This window comes from Herbaspirillum hiltneri N3 (genome assembly GCF_001267925.1).
Classification (GTDB): Bacteria; Pseudomonadota; Gammaproteobacteria; order Burkholderiales; family Burkholderiaceae_D; genus Herbaspirillum; species Herbaspirillum hiltneri.
The window spans coordinates 2463962-2480488 of record NZ_CP011409.1; the positions used below are offsets into that span (position 1 = coordinate 2463962).

Below are 16527 nucleotides of genomic sequence, written 5' to 3' on the forward strand. Positions count from 1 at the left end.
TCATGCCTGCAAGATTGCCGAGCCTGCGCCAGGAATTATCCATTTCTGCCGGACCAAGACTTCCCGACGGCCAGCCCAGCTGGACGCTGCACGACCCCGTGCGCAATGTCTTTTTCCAGCTCGACTGGCCCAGCTTCGAAATGCTCAGCCGCTGGGACCTGGATGATGCGGCAGCGATCATCGGCGATATCAATCGCTCGACTGCCTTGCAACTCGACAAGGAGGCGTTTGACCATTTCTTGAATTTCTTGCGGGAGCAGAATCTGCTGCAGCCGGCGTCCGGTTCCGCCCCGGTATTTGCCGCGGCGCGTGAGCGGCAGCGCGGCACTTTGTTTCAATGGCTGCTGCACAACTATCTGTTCTTCCGCATCCCCTTGCTACGCCCCGATGCCTGGCTGACATGGCTGCAACCACGCCTGGCGTTCCTGTTCAGTCCCACGTTTCGCCGCCTGACCATCGCCGCCGGCGTGCTGGGTATTCTTGGCGCCTATCGCGAATGGGATCGGTTCTCCGCAACGCTGATGGATACCCTGAGCTGGCAAGGCGCGGCGATGTATGGCGTGGCTGTCGTGTTTGCCAAAACCTGTCATGAACTGGGACACGCGCTGACGGCCAAGCGGTATGGCTGCCGCGTGCCGACCATGGGATTGGCTTTTCTGGTGATGTGGCCGGTCGCCTACACCGACACCAACGAAGTGTGGAAGCTGCCGCGGCGCGAACAACGCCTGGCGGTGGCCGGCGCCGGCATCGTGACCGAAATGGGAATCGCCGCGTGGGCCACGCTGGCGTGGGCCTGGCTTCCGGAGGGCGGCGTAAAGCAGGCCGCCTTTCTGTTGTCCACCACGACCTGGATTTCCACGCTGGCGATCAACGCCAGCCCCTTCATGCGCTTCGATGGCTACTACATTCTGTCGGACTATCTGGGCCTGCCCAATCTGCATAACCGCTGCTTCGCGCTGGCGCGCTGGGATCTGCGTGAACGCCTGTTTGCGCTGGGCGAACCAGCGCCCGAAGTGTTCCCGCACCAGCGCCGCATCGGCCTCGTCCTGTTCGCCTGGGCGGTCTGGATTTACCGGCTGGTGCTGTTTCTTGGCATCGCCGCATTGGTCTACCATTTCTTTATCAAGGCGGTCGGCATCCTCTTGTTCTTCATCGAAATGGGATGGTTTGTGGCGCTGCCTATCTGGCGGGAAATACAGGCATGGCGTCTGCGATGGCCTGCATTGAAACACAGCCCTCGCGCCCGTGTCACCGCGATGCTGGCAACCTTGCTGTGTCTGCTGTTCCTGCTTCCGTGGCCGGGACGAATACGTACTTCCGGGATGCTGCAACCGCAGACCAGGATGGCGTTGTATGCGCCGCCACAATCCAGGGTCGAATCCCTGCCGGTGGCAAGCGGACAGAAGATACAGGCCGGGCAGACGCTGCTGCGCCTGAGCTCGCCTGAACTGGACCTGCGCATCGGCGAGGCGGATGCGCGCCACGAAGCCTTGTCCTGGCAATCCGCAGCGGCCGGCTTTGACACGGCCACACGCAAGGACTGGCAACTCCTGAATGATCAGCTGGCTTTTTCCGATGCCGAGCAGGCATCCGTCAATGTTGACCTCCAGCGCTATCGTCCGGTCGCGCCGTATGCCGGGGTATTGGTGGATGTCGATCCGGACCTGAGGCCGGGACAGTGGATAAAAAATCAGGAATATCTGGGCACGCTGGTGGCCGGCGGCCAATGGCAGGTCGTGGTATATGTCGACGAAGATGCGCTGCATCGCATCGATCGTGGCGACCGTGCGCTATTCATTGCCGATGGATTGGGAAGCCCGTCGTTGCGACTGACCGTATCCAGTATCGATCGCGACGCCACTCGCACAATGGGAGAGCCTGAGTTGGCGAATCTGTTCGGCGGCGACGTACTGGCGAGAGAAAAAAACGGCGTGCTCTATCCGGAAAACGCCGTCTTCCGTGTCGTATTGAATGTTGCCGGGGCGCTGCCGGCGGAGCAGCAGGAATGGCGCGGACACGTCACCATCGCAGGCCGGTGGGAAGCGCCGGCATTGAGATTCTTGCGTACCGCGGCATCGGTCGCCTGGCGTGAAGCCGGTTTCTAGCCGGCTCCGTAAAATCGCCAGGCGGCTTGCCCGCGCAGGTCGAAGCAAGTCCCGTCAAAATGAAGCCCGCTTGCGCGGGCTTTTTTTTGTGCGTGATTACCGCGAACGATCAGGCGCTGCGGCGTTCATCCCTGAGCTGCAAAGCCGGATTGATCACCTTGGCATCGGCGCCGAACGGGCGCAGCGGCAGGATACGGGCGGAGCTGGACAGGGCCGGATCTTCCAGGCTGAACACGCCGACGGCCTGATTGAGCCTGCCGGCCTGGTCCTGCAACGTGCCGACGGCGGCGCTGGCTTGCTCCACCAGTGCGGCGTTCTGCTGCGTGACCTGGTCCATCAATGCAATGGCGCGGTGCACTTCTTCGATGCCGATGCTTTGCTCGTGGCTGGCGGCGGAGATTTCGCCGACGACGTCGGTGACGTGCTTCACGCTGGCGACGATCTGTTCCATCGTTTCGCCGGCCTGGCCGACCAGCTTGGCGCCGGTGTCGACCTTCTCCACCGAGTCATCGATGAGCGACTTGATTTCCTTGGCGGCGGCCGAGCTGCGCTGCGCCAGGCTGCGCACTTCGGTGGCGACCACGGCAAAGCCGCGGCCTTGTTCGCCGGCACGCGCCGCTTCGACTGCGGCGTTCAGAGCCAGGATGTTGGTCTGGAAGGCGATGCCGTCAATCACGCCGATGATGTCGACGATCTTGCGCGAGGAAGTATTGATGGAGTCCATGGTATGCACCACTTGGCCGACGATGGCGCCGCCCTGGATGGCGATCGCGGAGGCGTTGCGCGCCAGCTGGTTGGCTTGCTTGGCGTTGTCGTCGTTCTGCTTGACGGTGGACGTCAGCTGCTCCATCGCCGAGGCGGTTTCTTCCAGCGAGGCGGCCTGATCTTCGGTGCGGGCGGCGAGATCGCGATTGCCTTCGGCGATCTGGGCGCTGATCTCGGTAACGTCGCTGGCGGCGTCGCGCACTTCGGTGACGGTACGGCGCAGATTGCTGCTCATTTCCGACAGTGCGGCCATGATGCTTTCGCGACCCTTGCCGAGATCCTTGTCCTGCTCGATGGCGTGGTACAGCTCGCCGCGATCGACGGCGAAGGCCAGTTCCTTGACTTGCGCCGGTTCGGCGCCAAGTGCGCGGCGGATGTGGCGGGTGATCAATGTCGCCAGCACGACGCCGGTAGCCATGGCGATCGCCAGCAGCACCAGCATCAGCGCCTGGAAGCCGTGCGCCAGGCTGCGTGCGTGGGCCGATTCGGCCTGGGTCATCTGTTCCTGCAGGTCGATGAATTTGTTGATCGATGCCAGCCATTCGACGAAGGCAGGCTTGCCTTGCTGCAGCATGATCTGGCGTGCGCCGTCGGTGTCGCCCGAGGTGCGGGCCGCGATCACGCGTTGCACCAGCGGCATGGTGCGCGCTTCGATGGCCTTGATGGCGGCGAGGTCGGTGCGTTCTTCGGCGCGGATGTTCTTGCCCTTTTCACCGGAGAAGATGGCGTCGAGCGGTTGCGCCGATTGCTGGTAGTCGCTGTCCAGTTTGCTGATCAGGCCGATGACGTCCTTGACCTCGGTGTCGCCCACCAGGGTCAGGTCGCGCAGTGCGATCGCGCGGTCATGCACGCTGCCGCGGAAGTTGATGGCGTAACGCTGCTTGACGTTGTTGTCGTCGCTGATGGTGCTGAGGCTGCCTTCGATGGCGTTGACCTTCATGATGCTGAGTGCGGTGAGCGCGACCATCATGGCCAGCACGATGGCGAAACTGATTCCGAGGCGGGCTGCGACGCTGATGGCAGGCCGTGGCGATTGATTCATGGTGAGGCTCCCTGAGGTTGCACGCCGTCCGGAGTCGGCGCTTGTGGTCTTTTTTTGGGCGGCTGTCCGTATCTTGCGGTGCACAACAACTGCCGGCTGACGCAATCTTAGGCGAAATCAATGTTTGGCAAAAATTGATAGTTTTCATCAATCCGATAGCTTTTATACACTCCTTGATGGCTGCGGCCCGGCGCCGGATTTCCACGTGGAAACCACCTTGCCACGGCAGGAATAACCGGAACTCCGGCCGGAAAACGAAAAAAAGCGCCGGCTACCTGAAGTAGCCGGCGCTTTGCGGGTGACCCCGCTCTGAACCGTGCTGCTATCAGAAGTAGTGGATCACGCCGACGTTGACGGCGTTCTGGCTGCTGTCGGAACCAGGCACGCTGCTGCTGTTGACGCCGACGTTATACACGTCGGACGCGCGCAGGTTGCGATAAACGCCGTACAGCGAGGTGCGCTTGGACAAGGCGTATTTCGCACCCAGGTTGAGCTGGGTCATCTTGCCGTCGCCGGCATTGACGAAGCCGACACGGGCGTATTGCACGCTGGCCAGCAACGACAGGGCCGGCGTCAGCGCGTAGTTGACGCCGACGTCGAAGATGTTGGTCTTGTCGTTGTTGACGCCGCCGACGGCGAATTGCGCGGTGCTGTCAGCCGTGAAGCTGGCGGCCGACGCGGCGGAGAACGATACCGCGCTGCTGGCTTGCGCCAGCGGCAGCTTCACTTGCGACCACGAGCCGTGCAGCTTGGCGGCGCCGAGCTGGTAGCTGGCGGCCAGGGTCCAGGTCTTCAGGCAGGTCGAACCGATGTTGGCGGCGCCGGTGGAGCATGTCGTCGCGGCCGAGGAGTTGACGTCGCTGCCGGCGATCGAGCCCGCTGCGGTGCCGGCCTTCTTGGCCTGGAAGTAAGCCAGGCCGACGCCGAACGGACCGTTGGCGTAGGCACCGCCGATGCCGTAGGACTGACCGGTGGAAGCGGAGCCGGCGTTCTCGCCGAAGCCGTAGATCACGCTGCCATAGAAGCCGTTGACGTTGGGCGTGTTGTAGCGGATCGAGTTGTTGACGCGTTCGCCGTTGGTGCGATCCAGATCTTTGGCGTGGACATTGCTGACCATGCCGCCGAGGTCGTCGACCGTGGTGAAGGCCGCGATGTCGTCAAGGAAGTCCTTTTGGCGGCCCAGCAGCACGGCGCCGAAGTTGCCCGACAGGCCGACGGTGGCGGTGCGGCCGAACAGCGTGCCATTTTGTGCGGCGGCGCCGGTGTCGACGTTGAAGCCGTTTTCCAGGTTGAACAGCGCCTTCAGGCCGCCACCCAGATCTTCGCTGCCCTTGAAGCCGAGGCGCGAACCCTTGATCGCACCCGAATCCACACCGGCGCGGCTGCCGGTGGCGGAACCGACGCCGGTGGCGACCTTGCTGTTGTAGGCCACGCTGGCATCGATGATGCCGTAGATCGTGACCGAGCTTTGTGCATGGGCGACGCTCGCGAACGAGCCGATTACCGCCAGTGCCAGGAGAGACTTTCTCATTTTCAGAACTCCAATGATTGTTTGAATGACATCCAAAATGGATCGATGCGATGTTGCGAAAACGCTTCACAATCGATGCTTCTCGATGGAAATTACAAGAAGACTTTATTTATTTAAACAAATAATGGAATTTAAAACAAAGAATTATTTTTAATTCTCTCTCTGAAATTGGAATTTGTATCTTTTATACAACTGCGCCCGCCGGGAAGCCGCTTATCCAAACGACAACGCCCCGCCTCGCAAGGCAGGGCTGGCAGGAATGCTGCCGGCTCAGTAGTGGAAGCGGCACTGATGCACGATGATGTTGCCGTGCAGGCGCTCGAATACGATGCGGTGCTCGGCTGAAATGCGCACCGCGCTGAGGCCCTTGAACGCCAGCGGCAGCTCCGTGACCTGCTGGCTGGGCAAGGCGTCGCCCTGTTTCAGCCTGAGCAGGATCTGGCGGATCCGGTCGGCAAAAACGGCATCGTTGGCTTGCCAGTAGTCGAGGTCTTCGGCTGCGCCCGGCGTGAGCAGCAGCTTCATTCGACACATGCCTCGGTGAGGAACTCCGCGCGCACCTGCTGCAGACTTTCCTGCAGGCGCTCGGCGTTGACCGAGGTGGCGAACAGATGAACGATGTCCTGCAGCGCGCGCCAGCTGGATTCCTTCAGGATGATCAAATTGTCGCAGGCGTCCTGCGTCACCAGCACTTCATCGGAACCGGCCAGTTCGAGCACTTCGTCGATGTGCGTGGTCAGGTAGTGCGAACTCAGGGAATACATGCTTGCCTCGATGTTTTTTGACTTGAACGGGGTGGAATTCTTGTCTCCGCCGGCTCTCCTCCGGGCATCGTCGCGGCGCAGCTGCGCCCGGCGCGATGCCTCTGACAGGATCAATAGCCGCGATACAGACCTTGCGGGTCGGGGTGCTTGTTGTATTCGACCAGCTCGGCCTGCACTTGGGCGCTGGTCTTGGTGGACACGAATGCAGGCAGGTGCGGGTAGGCGGCGTCGCCGACGCTGAGCTCACCGCTGGCGCGGGCCCGGACCAGTTCGGCGACGACTTCGGCGCGCGTCTTGGTGGAGACGAATTTCTGCTGGTAGGGATAGTCGGCGTCGCCGACGTTGAGTTCGCCGTTGGCGCGCGCTTGCTCGAGTTCAGCGATGACCTGGGCGCGGGTCTTGGGAGAAGAAGCGGAAGAAACGGAAGAAGCGGAGGATGCTGAAGTTGTTGCGGTAGGCGCGTTTGCTAGTACAGAACCGCTGAGAACGGTCAAAACAAGAGCGGCCGCCAATTGATTGATAGCCATTTTTTTTCTTTCGGTAGTGATTAAAGAGGCGGCGATCCGGGGACATGAACACCCGCCGGACCGCCTCTCGATGAGGGAGCACGGCAGTGCAGATACTGCTGCGAACTGCACTGCATTCATCGATGGAGAGACTTTAATCCTTGCCCATAAGAGAATAAACAATACCAAAAGAAAAACGTTATTGCGAATATAGAAATAATATAATGACGCGATTTCGGGTATACGCACGGGCGCGCCAACTCCTTCGCCCGGCGTACCGGTCTGGCCGGAGACACGGTGCCGAGAACACAGCGGCCGCAACTTGCCGCAGCTTGCGCATTACAATACGTGCCTGTTTGATTTCCATTGCGCGCCATGCTGACCGTAGTCTCGATTCTCACCACAACCGCTCTGTTCAGCTTGGCGATGCTGCTGGTGCTGGGGTCTTTGCTGCGCTCGCCGGTGGCGGGCGTGCGCGAATGGTTTTTCGCCAACCTGGCGATGGTGGTGTCGCTGCCGCTGCTGGCCTTGCGCACCGCAATTCCCGATTTCATTTCCATCGTCGTCGCCAACGTCGTCATGTCGCTGGCGGGCGCGTTCTATTACGCCGGCTGCGCGCGTTTCCTTGGTCGTCCGGTGCCTTGGGTGCGCATGCTGGCAGGCGTAGCGCTGATCGGCATCGCCATGATCGTATGGCGCTACGTCGACGCCAACCTGCCGATGCGCGTAGTGGCCTCCACCACCTTCAACACCATCGTCTGCACCGCCATCGGCGTGATCCTGCTGCGCCGTCGCCCACGCGACCGCAGTCCTTACAACTTCTGGTTCGCGGCGCTGATGGCGTTTCTGTTCGCGGGGACGCAAATGGTGCGCGGCCTGTACTTCATGACGCTGGCGCCGGACGAGTCGCTCGCCATGCTCAATAGCGTCTGGAACATCAGCCTGCTGACCGTCGGCGCGGTGGTCATGCCGACGCTCACCATGATCGCGGTGATGATGGTGCATGACGCCATGCTGGCCAAGGTCGAGCACGCGCTCAACCATGACCACCTCACCGGCGCACTCACGCGCAAGCGCTTCGAGAGCATCACCCGTGACCTGCTCGCAGCAGCGCAGCCGGCGCGGCCGCTGGTGCTGCTGCTGATCGACCTCGATCATTTCAAGCGCATCAACGATACTCACGGCCACGCCGGCGGCGACGAAGTGCTGCGCGCGTTCGTGCAGATGGCCGGCGACTTCGTGCGGCCGGGCGATGCGCTTGGTCGTCTGGGCGGAGAAGAATTCGGCCTGCTGCTCCCCGCCACTACAGCAGCCGATGCCGCCGCCATGGCGGAGTCGCTGCGGGCGCAGGCGGAGGGTCAGGTCGTGTCCGGCGAGTTCGGCTCCTGCCGCTACAGCATCAGCATCGGCATCGCCACTGCGCATTGGGAAGACAGTCCGGACCGCTTCAATGCGCGCGCCGACCGCGCCTTGTACGCCGCCAAGAACAGCGGCCGCAATCGCGTGGCGTCGGAGGAGACCCTGCCGAAGCTGGAAACGGAAATGGAAATGGAAATGGAACTGCCGGCAAAAGCCGGCAGGAATAGTGCGCAGGCCTGATCGTTCAGGCCTGAAGCCGGAAGATCAATCCGGTCAATCCGCCGCGCGCAGCTTCTTCACTTCCGCATCCGAAGGCTGCAGGGCGGCGCCGTCGACATACACGAAACTGCTCATGATGCCTTTGCCGTCCTTGATGCCGGTGCGGCCGACGAAAGCGCCCAGCGTCGACTGGTGATCCTGCGCGCGGTAGGTGATCGTCGCCACCGGCGTCTCCACCTTCAGCCCGGAAAACGCCGCCGCCAGTTTGTCCGAATCGGCGCTGCCGGCCTTCTTCAGCCCAGCTGCAATCGACATCAGCGCGCTGTAGCCGACCAGCGAGCCGTTGCGGGGATAGTCGTTGAACTTCTTGCGATAGGCGTCCACGAATTTCTTGTGCTCGGGCGTATTGATGGCGTACCAGGGATAGCCGGTCACGAGCCAGTTGCCGGGTGCTTCGGCGCGCAGCGGGTCGAGGTACTCCGGCTCGCCCGACAGCAGCGACACCACTTCTCGTCCCTCAAACAGACCGCGCGTATTGCCCTCACGGACGAACTTGCCAAGGTCGGTCGCGAACAACACGTTGAAGATCGCATCCGGCCTGGCGTCGGCCAAGGCCTGCGTGACCGCGCCGGCGTCGATCTTGCCCAGCGGCGCCGCCTGCTCGGCGACAAATTCGATGTCCGGTTGCGCCGCCTTCATCAGCGTCTTGAAACTGGCGACGGCGGACTGGCCGTATTCATAATTCGGATAGACGATCGCCCAGCGTTTCTTCTTCAGCTTCGCCGCATCCTTGACCAGGGACGCCACCAGCATGTAGGTCGACGGGCGCAGGCGATAGGTGTACTTGTTGCCGTTGTGCCAGACGATCTTGTCGGTCAGCGGCTCGGCCGCGAGGAAGAAAATCTTGCGCTGCCGGGCGTAATCGGTCAGCGCCAGGCCGGTGTTGGACAGGAAGCCGCCGAACAGCAGCGACACCTGTTCACGCTTGACCAGTTCTTCGGCCACACGTACCGAGTCGCCGGGATTGCCGTTGTCGTCGCGCGAAATGACTTCGAGTTTTTTGCCGAGCACGCCGCCTGCGGCGTTGATTTCTTCCAGCGCCATTTCCCAGCCCTGGCGGTATGGCTCAAGGAAAGCCGGCTGCGCCTTGTAGCTGTTGATCTCGCCGATCCTGATCGTGGCCTGGGCGGCCTGGGCTGTAGCGCTGCCGGAAAAACCTACGGTGGCCAGCACCGCCGTAACGGCGGCGAACTGCAATGCATGCGTGAGGCGGAACTTAAAACGAAGTCGCGAATTCATGGTGTCCTTCCCGGTAAAGACGACAAGTATAACGAGCGCCGGGAATTTCCACCTGCACGCGCCCGGTTGCAGAAAGCAAAACCGGGTCGCACAGCGTTTGAAGTTTCAGTTACCGATACCGACGTGGTATTGCTTGTACATGGTCCACACCGAATTCCTGACCTGGTAGGTCGAGAAGCTTGCATCGCGCAGATCGCCGTGGGCGTCGAATGAAATCGTGCCGGTCAGGCCGTTATATTTGATCGCATGCAAGGCTGCCGTCACCTTGCGCGGATTGGCCGAGCCGGCGCGCACGATCGCCGCGGCCAGCACCTGCACCTGGTCGTACGCCACCGCCGAGTAGGCGCCGGGCGCGGCGTTGTAGCGCTGCTGGTAGTTCTTCTCGAATGCCTCGAGCTGCTTGGACTTGCGTTGATGCGCGCCGGGCATGATCGACACCGTGCCCTCCGCGCCGGGACCGGCGGTCTGCAGGTACATCGGACCGACCAGCGATGCTGCCGTCACCAATGATGCCTCGATACCCAGGCGGTACATGTTTTGCGCCAGCATCGCACTCTGCGATGCCAGCCCGCCGAAGAATATCGCGTCCGCCTTGCCGACCCGGATCGCCTTGAGGATGTCGTTGAAGTCGTAGGTCGTGGCGCTGACCGAATTGACGCTGACGATCTTGCCGCCGAGCTTGGTGAAGGCGCTCTCGAATTTTTCCTTGTAGTCGCGCCCGAACACGCTGTCGTCATGTACGATGGCGATGCGGGTCTTGTGCATTTCCTGCACGACGTAAGAGGCCAGCACGGTCGCGCGCTGCTCGTCGTAGGCGGCGATGCGGAAGGCGCTGTCATGGCCCTGCTGAGTGAAGCGCCGCGTACCGGAAATGGCGAAATGTGGAATCCCGGCCTTCTGGTAGATCGCCGACGAGCTGACCGCGACCGCGCTGTTGAAAATGCCGACTACCCCGGCCGTATCGTTCTTGGCGAAATAGCGCGCGGCGATTTCGGCGATGCGCGGATTGGATTTGTCGTCCTGCACCTGCAGCTTGAGCACCATCCGGTCGCCGCCCACGCGCATCTCGGCGCCGTTGATTTCATCGACCGCCATCTTGACCGCATTGAGCATGCTGGTCCCGCTGGCACTGCTCAGGCCGCTGAGCGGTCCGGCGAATCCGATGGAGACGTTCTTGTCGGCGGCCGCCGCCGGAAACTGCCATCCGAGCAGTACCGCCATGGCCAGCAGCACCATGCTGCGTTTGCCTTGCTTCTCCATATGTCCCTGTCCTTTCGACATCGCGCTGATGTAGTTGTGATGAGTGCGCGACGCCGATAGTTATATCACTCCGACCGGGCGTGCCATAAGGCAAAAATGAAGCATAAAACCGGTGATTTCCCTCTCATTGTGAGATGTTGATGAAAAGGCATCAAGCTGAGTTCCGGTCGAACAATTGCGGCATCCATCGTCGCCGAGCGTGACCGGCAACAGACCGTTCTTGTAGCAATTGCCCTGGAAAATTTCTGCAAGACCGGCCGAATGTTTCCACGTGACACCAAAACCACGCGGAGCGTCATATTCGGCAGAAAAATAAACCGCGATCAATTTTGATCAAACTATATTCATGTGCATCCGCAGGCTATAATCTGGCTGCCTGGCCGCGCTCCGAGCGGCCTGGTTACTGATCAATCCTGCCGTCACTCATGCGCCAATCCACACTGTCAACATCGCCGATCGCATCCTCATCCGCATCTGAAACCGAAGCCGCGCCTGCCAAACTCGGCTTGCGCGAACGCGGCAAGCTGGAAAAGCGGCGACGCATCCGGCAGGCGGCGCGCGATGTATTCCTTGAGAAGGGCTACGACGACGCCACCACCCGCGAGATCGCCGAACGCGCCGACGTCGCCATCGGCACCTTGTTCGTCTACGCCAAGGACAAGCGCGACTTGCTGATGATGATCATCAATGACGATCTCGACCAGTTGAACCAGACCCTGGTCGAGACCGTGCAGACCGGCACGCTGATCGACCAGCTTACGGAGTTCTTCCGCAAACGCTATCAGTACTGGGCCAGCGAACCGCGCCTGTCGCGTCCTGCGGTGCAGGAGACCTTCGACTTCCTGTCCGGTTCAACGGGCAAGGGGCCGGAAACTGTGCGCTTCTATGCACGCCGGGGCCGCATCGTCGACCTGTTGTCGGCCATCATCAAGAACAAGCAGGCCGAGAAAAAAATCTGCACCGACTACAGCCCGGAAGAAATCGCGTCCTTGTTCATGACCATCTACCTGACCGAGGTGCGGCGCTGGCTCAGCGACGAACATCCGCAAGTTGAAACCGGCATAGCCCATCTGCGCAAACTGATGGCACTGGCCTTGTGCGGCGTCAAACCCGCAGCCGGCGAAGCCGACATCTGACCGTCTTCATCGCGCTGCCGTTTTTTTCGCTTGCGATTTCTTCCCCGCCGCTCAGAACTGTTCCCACTGCTCTTCGCTGCCGCGGCTGCGCAGGCGCAAATCGATTTCGTCGGTAGCTGGCGTCGCCATTGCCCTCGCTATCACTGCGTTTCGTACGACTGCCGCCGGCCTGGCGGCAACTGATACAGCCGATGCGGCCGGCTTCACCACCACCTGATTTCCCAATTTGAAAAATCCAACCACGCGCTCCAGCCGCGCCGCCTGATCCTGCAGCGATTGCGCGGCGGCGGCGGCTTCCTCCACCAGCGCGGCGTTCTGCTGCGTGCCTTCATCCATCTGCGTGATGGCGAGATTCACTTGCCCGATGCCTTCGCTCTGCTCCTGGCTGGCGACGCTGATTTCACCGACGATATCCGTCACGCGTTTGACGCTGGCAACGATCTCGGTCATGGTGGCGCCGGCCTGGTTGACCAGCCTGCTGCCCTGCCCGACCTTGTCGACCGAATCATCGATGAGCTGCTTGATCTCTTTTGCCGCTGCGGCCGAGCGCTGCGCCAGGCTGCGCACCTCGGACGCCACGACGGCAAAGCCGCGGCCCTGTTCGCCGGCGCGGGCCGCTTCCACGGCGGCATTCAAGGCGAGGATATTGGTCTGGAAAGCGATGCCGTCAATCACGCTGATGATGTCAACGATCTTCTTCGACGACTCATTGATCGAACCCATGGTGGCCACCACCTGAGATACGACCGCGCCGCCGTCGACCGCCACGGCGGAAGCAGACCGCGCCAATTGATTGGCCTGGCGTGCATTGTCGGCGTTCTGCTTCACGGTCGAGGTCAACTCTTCCATTGCCGATGCGGTTTGCTGCAACGCGCCGGCCTGCTGTTCGGTGCGCGCCGACAGATCCAGATTGCCGGTGGCGATCTGGCCGGATGCACCGGCGATGCTGATGGCGCCGTCGCGCACTTCGGTGACGGTGTTGAGCAAGTTGCCGTTCATTTCCTTGAGCGCCTGCAACAACTGCCCGGTTTCGTCTTTCGCCAAGACCGTGATGCGCGCGCCCAGATCTCCGGACGCCACTGTCTTGGCGATGTCCACCGCATGCTTCAGCGGCCGGACGATACTGCGAGACAGCAACACCGACAGTAACGCGCCGACGGCCAGTGCGATGACCGCCAGCGACGACATCACCAGCAGGCCGGTATTGTAGTGGGTGGCGATCGTGGCCGCCGAAGCGTTGATGAAGTCCTTCTGCGCGTTGACGAAACGCGATACGGAATCGTTGTAGGAGAGCATGGCTGGAATGAACTGCTGCTCGGTGACACTACGCACGCCGTCTTCGTCGCCGCTTTCCTTGAGTTTGAGAACGGCGTCGCGCACGTTCTTGTAACGTTCCAGCTGCGTCTTGACGTCAATAAGGAATTTGTCGCCGGCAGTCGTACTGGCCTCGAGCTGTTTGAAGATCTCGTTGGCGCGACCGGTCTGGGCGCCAATCTGTTGCGCGAAATATTTCTGCGCGACCGGGTCAGCGCTCTTGATGCGCGCCAGCGTACGGATGCCGTTGCCCTCGATGATCTTCATCCATTCCGTCGCCAGCCGTTCTTTTGCCAGCGCGTCATTGACCATGATTTCGGTAGCGTTGCCGACTTCGCGCAGACGCAGAATGCCGACAGCAGACATTGCCGCCATCAGCAACAGCAATGCAGTGAACCCCAGGCCGAGCCGGCGTCCTATCTTGATGTCAGCGATCCTCATCTTGCTCTCCTTCCCTCTCTTGTTGTTTTGCCAAATCACAACTTCAAATGCAAGACGCACGATCAGATGATCGTGCGTCGTGGTGAAAACTTTCTTAGTGAGAACCGGCCACCACGGTGAGATTTTCCCCTCGCCGTATCGCCTCGCTGCGCAATCGCAGCAAGAGGAAGGCTGACATGCAACCCACCAGCATGGGAATGGCGCCATACAGAAAGATCTGCGGCAGGGGCAACTTCAGCGCGATCAGGATTCCGCCGATCACCGGGCCCAGAATCGAACCGATGCGGCCGATGCCCAATGCCCAGCCGACGCCGGTGGCGCGGATGAACGTCGGATACGAACTGCCGGCCAGGGCGTTGAGGCCAAACTGCGTGCCGACCACAAACAATCCTGCCGCGAACACGATCACTTCCAGCATGACTTCGCTGTTGCTGAACTTGCCGATGGAGGCAATCGTCACTGCCGCCAATCCGAAGAAAGCCACCAGCGGCTTGAGGCTGCCGCGATCCAGCAGGCGGCTGATGATGATGCCGCCGAAGGTGCCGCCGACCTGGAACAGCGATGTGACGATCACGGCGCGCTGCAGCGGCACACCGGTGCTTTCGATGACGGTCGGCAGCCAGTTGGCGATGAAATGCAGCGTGATCAGATTGGCGATGAAGCAGATCCACAGCAGGACGGTGAAAGGCGCGCGTTTTTCTTTGAACAGATGCGGCAACGACATGCCGGAACGCACCTCTTCCTTCACTTCCAGTACGCTCTCGTCGGTGATCCCGGCATGCGGAAACCATTTGCGCATTTGCGCACGCGCCTGCTCGATGGCGCCTTGGCGCAGCACCTGGAAGCGCACCGACTCGGGCAGGAAGAAATAACACAGCAATGCCACTACCAACGGCGCGATGCCGCCGATCACGAATACCGATTGCCAGCCGAAGCGCGGGATCAGCAATGCCGCGGCGCCGCCCATCGCAGCGCCGATGGTGTAGCCGAGGAACATGACCGTCACCAGCGTAGCGCGATATTTTTTCGGTGCGTATTCGGTGTTGAGCGCGATCGCGTTCGGTACCGCGCATCCCAGACCGATACCTGCCAGGAAGCGCAGCGCAATCAACCCGTTCAGACCGGTGGCAAATGCCGTCACCAAGGTAAACAGACCGAAGCAGACCGCACCGGCCAGTACAGTGCGCTTGCGACCCCAGCGGTCGCCCAGCGTGCCGCCCTGGGTGGCACCGATCATCATGCCAACCAGGCCGGCACTGAATGCGGTACCGAACGATGCGCGGCTGACTTGCCAGGCCTTGATCAGCGACGGCGCAACATAGCCGATGGCTTGCAGATCGAAGCCATCGACCACCATGATCAAAAATGACCAGAAAATCAGCTGTACGTGAAATTTGGTGATTTTCGAATTGTCGAGCAAACCGACAACATCGATTTTTTTAAGTCCTGTGTTCATCCTCTATCCTCTTCGGGCTCTGTTGGCGCCATTGCGCAGGTAACAAACGCCGGGTAGTCGGCGCGAGGCAAGAACGCTTGCATCGCGCCTCGGCTCCCCCAACTCAGAAGAGGTGATGGATGCCCACGCGGTAGACCGCCTGCGACTGACTGTTCGAAGGGAGGAAGCCGTTGATGACTGCGTAGCCGCCGGAGGCTTTCTGGTACGCGCCGGCGACATACAGCGTGGTCCGCTTCGAAAGACGGTACATGTTAATCAAATTGAACTGATTCCACCGGATGTTCTGGAAGGTGCTGCGTGATACCGAAACGCCGACGGTGTCCGCGACCGACAGGTTGTAGTCGGTGCCGATTTCATAGTTGGCTTGCGCCGCCGAACCAACCTTGTTCTCCAGCTTGACGCGGGAGTACATGGCATGCGGCATGAAATCGCCGATCTTGTACGAAGCGTTGATACCCATGCTGGTCGTCAGATCGGCATTGAAGTTGGCATACACCGCATCCGGGGCGACCGGGTTGGCGCTCAGTGTCTGGCCAAGCAGGCGGCCGACGCCGAGGGTGCCGCCAATGTTGATGGCGCGGTCATGCGAGACGGTATAAGCCAGGCCTGCATTGAGCGCGCTGCCGATGTACTTGGCGCCGAAGCTGTAAGTGCGCGCTTTGTTGAACGAGCCGGCCTGCTCGCCGAAGCCGTTCATTGCACCAAACGTAAAGCCGCCGAAATTCGGCGATTCGTATTTGACGGCATTGTCGAGCTGGAACTGATTGGCCATGTTGTCCAGATTGCCCGGATGGAAAAAATAGGCCGACCCCAAGTTGCCGTTGCTCTGGAAGCGCAGGTATTCATACATGAAATCCGGCATGTGGCCCATGGTCACGGTGCCGGCGGGCGTCGACAAACCCACGACCGAGTAGCGATTGAACAAGACGCCGGCACGCTTCATCGAGCCGTCGTCGAGATTGAATCCGCTTTCCACCACGAACAGCGCCTTGTAACCACTGCCCAGATCTTCCGCGCCGCGAAAGCCGATGCGATCCGGCGAACGGTTGCCGGCATCCTCCCGCACACTGCTGCCGCCGCGCTGGTTGCTGACGTAGCTGACACCGGCGTCAACGCTGCCGTAGACGGTGACGTTTTCCTGGGCGCTTGCCGCGCCGCTCGCTGCCAGCGCTATCGCCGCCAGCCTGATCCCTGTTGTTTTCATGCGTGCTCCTCCTGATGAATAGTTATGCGGATGCTTGGACATCCATTCTTAGGCCGTTCTTTTCCCACTTGCTTCCATCGCCTGCCCGGCCATGTGTTGGCTTGCCGAACTGCTTACTTGCCGAAC

At 61.0% G+C, this 16527-nt stretch carries 13 protein-coding genes; 3 read left to right on the forward strand and 10 right to left on the reverse strand.

Features of this window, described 5'->3' with window-relative positions:
- Nucleotides 1-2 precede the first annotated feature (2 nt).
- The gene (locus F506_RS11190; RefSeq protein WP_083457766.1) at nt 3-2105 is read left to right on the forward strand and encodes an HlyD family efflux transporter periplasmic adaptor subunit; all 2103 of its coding nucleotides are present in this window, start codon (nt 3-5) and stop codon (nt 2103-2105) included.
- A 109-nt stretch (nt 2106-2214) separates the two neighbouring features.
- On the opposite strand, the gene F506_RS11195 is transcribed toward F506_RS11190, so the two are convergent.
- The 5 genes from F506_RS11195 to F506_RS11215 all read right to left on the reverse strand — a co-directional run bounded on the left by F506_RS11195 (nt 2215) and on the right by F506_RS11215 (nt 6734).
- Nucleotides 2215-3912 carry a methyl-accepting chemotaxis protein gene (locus F506_RS11195; protein WP_053197486.1) on the reverse strand — a complete coding sequence of 566 codons (1698 nt, stop codon included), beginning with the start codon at nt 3910-3912 and terminating at the stop codon, nt 2215-2217.
- Nucleotides 3913-4237: 325 nt separating this feature from the next.
- Entirely contained in the window at nt 4238-5443 is a 1206-nt protein-coding gene (locus tag F506_RS11200) for a porin (protein WP_053197488.1), read from the reverse strand.
- Between the two features lie 270 nt (nt 5444-5713).
- A complete protein-coding gene (locus tag F506_RS11205) occupies nt 5714-5968 on the reverse strand; it encodes a type II toxin-antitoxin system YoeB family toxin (RefSeq protein ID WP_053197490.1) in 255 nt (84 codons plus the stop codon).
- The gene (locus tag F506_RS11210) at nt 5965-6207 is read right to left on the reverse strand and encodes a hypothetical protein (protein WP_053197493.1); all 243 of its coding nucleotides are present in this window, start codon (nt 6205-6207) and stop codon (nt 5965-5967) included. Before F506_RS11210 ends, F506_RS11205 begins: the two co-directional genes overlap by 4 nt.
- Nucleotides 6208-6317: 110 nt before the next feature.
- Nucleotides 6318-6734 (reverse strand): DUF4148 domain-containing protein, encoded by a 417-nt coding sequence (locus F506_RS11215; protein ID WP_053197495.1) that lies wholly within the window; start codon nt 6732-6734, stop codon nt 6318-6320.
- 354 nt (nt 6735-7088) lie between these two features.
- Here F506_RS11215 and F506_RS11220 point away from each other — a divergent pair, with 354 nt between their 5' ends.
- Complete coding sequence (locus F506_RS11220; protein ID WP_053201490.1) at nt 7089-8312, forward strand: GGDEF domain-containing protein; 1224 nt, start codon at nt 7089-7091, stop codon at nt 8310-8312.
- Nucleotides 8313-8345: 33 nt separating this feature from the next.
- Here F506_RS11220 and F506_RS11225 read toward each other — a convergent pair whose 3' ends face one another.
- Together F506_RS11225 and F506_RS11230 are read right to left on the reverse strand one after the other, a co-directional pair.
- On the reverse strand, nt 8346-9590 hold the full coding sequence (locus F506_RS11225) for an ABC transporter substrate-binding protein (RefSeq protein ID WP_053197497.1): 1245 nt from the start codon (nt 9588-9590) through the stop codon (nt 8346-8348).
- Nucleotides 9591-9695: 105 nt separating this feature from the next.
- Nucleotides 9696-10850 carry a branched-chain amino acid ABC transporter substrate-binding protein gene (locus F506_RS11230; protein ID WP_053197499.1) on the reverse strand — a complete coding sequence of 385 codons (1155 nt, stop codon included), beginning with the start codon at nt 10848-10850 and terminating at the stop codon, nt 9696-9698.
- Nucleotides 10851-11275: 425 nt separating this feature from the next.
- Here F506_RS11230 and F506_RS11235 point away from each other — a divergent pair, with 425 nt between their 5' ends.
- Entirely contained in the window at nt 11276-11986 is a 711-nt protein-coding gene (locus tag F506_RS11235) for a TetR/AcrR family transcriptional regulator (RefSeq protein ID WP_053197501.1), read from the forward strand.
- A 51-nt stretch (nt 11987-12037) separates the two neighbouring features.
- Here the strand turns inward: F506_RS11235 and F506_RS11240 are convergent, their stop codons facing one another.
- The 3 genes from F506_RS11240 to F506_RS11250 form a co-directional block, all read right to left on the reverse strand.
- Complete coding sequence (locus tag F506_RS11240) at nt 12038-13741, reverse strand: methyl-accepting chemotaxis protein (protein ID WP_144424039.1); 1704 nt, start codon at nt 13739-13741, stop codon at nt 12038-12040.
- Nucleotides 13742-13835: 94 nt separating this feature from the next.
- Complete coding sequence (locus tag F506_RS11245; RefSeq protein WP_083457772.1) at nt 13836-15197, reverse strand: MFS transporter; 1362 nt, start codon at nt 15195-15197, stop codon at nt 13836-13838.
- 103 nt (nt 15198-15300) lie between these two features.
- Entirely contained in the window at nt 15301-16401 is a 1101-nt protein-coding gene (locus F506_RS11250) for a porin (RefSeq protein ID WP_053197504.1), read from the reverse strand.
- Between the last annotated feature and the right edge of the window lie 126 nt (nt 16402-16527).

Excerpts from the sequence above, each read along its gene's own strand:
- F506_RS11195 (WP_053197486.1), bottom strand. The coding sequence starts at position 3,912 with ATGAATCAATCGCCACGGCCTGCCATCAGCGTCGCAGCCCGCCTCGGA.
- F506_RS11240 (WP_144424039.1), bottom strand. The coding sequence starts at position 13,741 with ATGAGGATCGCTGACATCAAGATAGGACGCCGGCTCGGCCTGGGGTTC.
- F506_RS11210 (WP_053197493.1), bottom strand. The coding sequence starts at position 6,207 with ATGTATTCCCTGAGTTCGCACTACCTGACCACGCACATCGACGAAGTG.
- F506_RS11200 (WP_053197488.1), bottom strand. The coding sequence starts at position 5,443 with ATGAGAAAGTCTCTCCTGGCACTGGCGGTAATCGGCTCGTTCGCGAGC.
- F506_RS11225 (WP_053197497.1), bottom strand. The coding sequence starts at position 9,590 with ATGAATTCGCGACTTCGTTTTAAGTTCCGCCTCACGCATGCATTGCAG.
- F506_RS11235 (WP_053197501.1), top strand. The coding sequence starts at position 11,276 with ATGCGCCAATCCACACTGTCAACATCGCCGATCGCATCCTCATCCGCA.
- F506_RS11215 (WP_053197495.1), bottom strand. The coding sequence starts at position 6,734 with ATGGCTATCAATCAATTGGCGGCCGCTCTTGTTTTGACCGTTCTCAGC.
- F506_RS11220 (WP_053201490.1), top strand. The coding sequence starts at position 7,089 with ATGCTGACCGTAGTCTCGATTCTCACCACAACCGCTCTGTTCAGCTTG.
- F506_RS11205 (WP_053197490.1), bottom strand. The coding sequence starts at position 5,968 with ATGAAGCTGCTGCTCACGCCGGGCGCAGCCGAAGACCTCGACTACTGG.
- F506_RS11230 (WP_053197499.1), bottom strand. The coding sequence starts at position 10,850 with ATGGAGAAGCAAGGCAAACGCAGCATGGTGCTGCTGGCCATGGCGGTA.
- F506_RS11245 (WP_083457772.1), bottom strand. The coding sequence starts at position 15,197 with ATGAACACAGGACTTAAAAAAATCGATGTTGTCGGTTTGCTCGACAAT.
- F506_RS11250 (WP_053197504.1), bottom strand. The coding sequence starts at position 16,401 with ATGAAAACAACAGGGATCAGGCTGGCGGCGATAGCGCTGGCAGCGAGC.
- F506_RS11190 (WP_083457766.1), top strand. The coding sequence starts at position 3 with ATGCCTGCAAGATTGCCGAGCCTGCGCCAGGAATTATCCATTTCTGCC.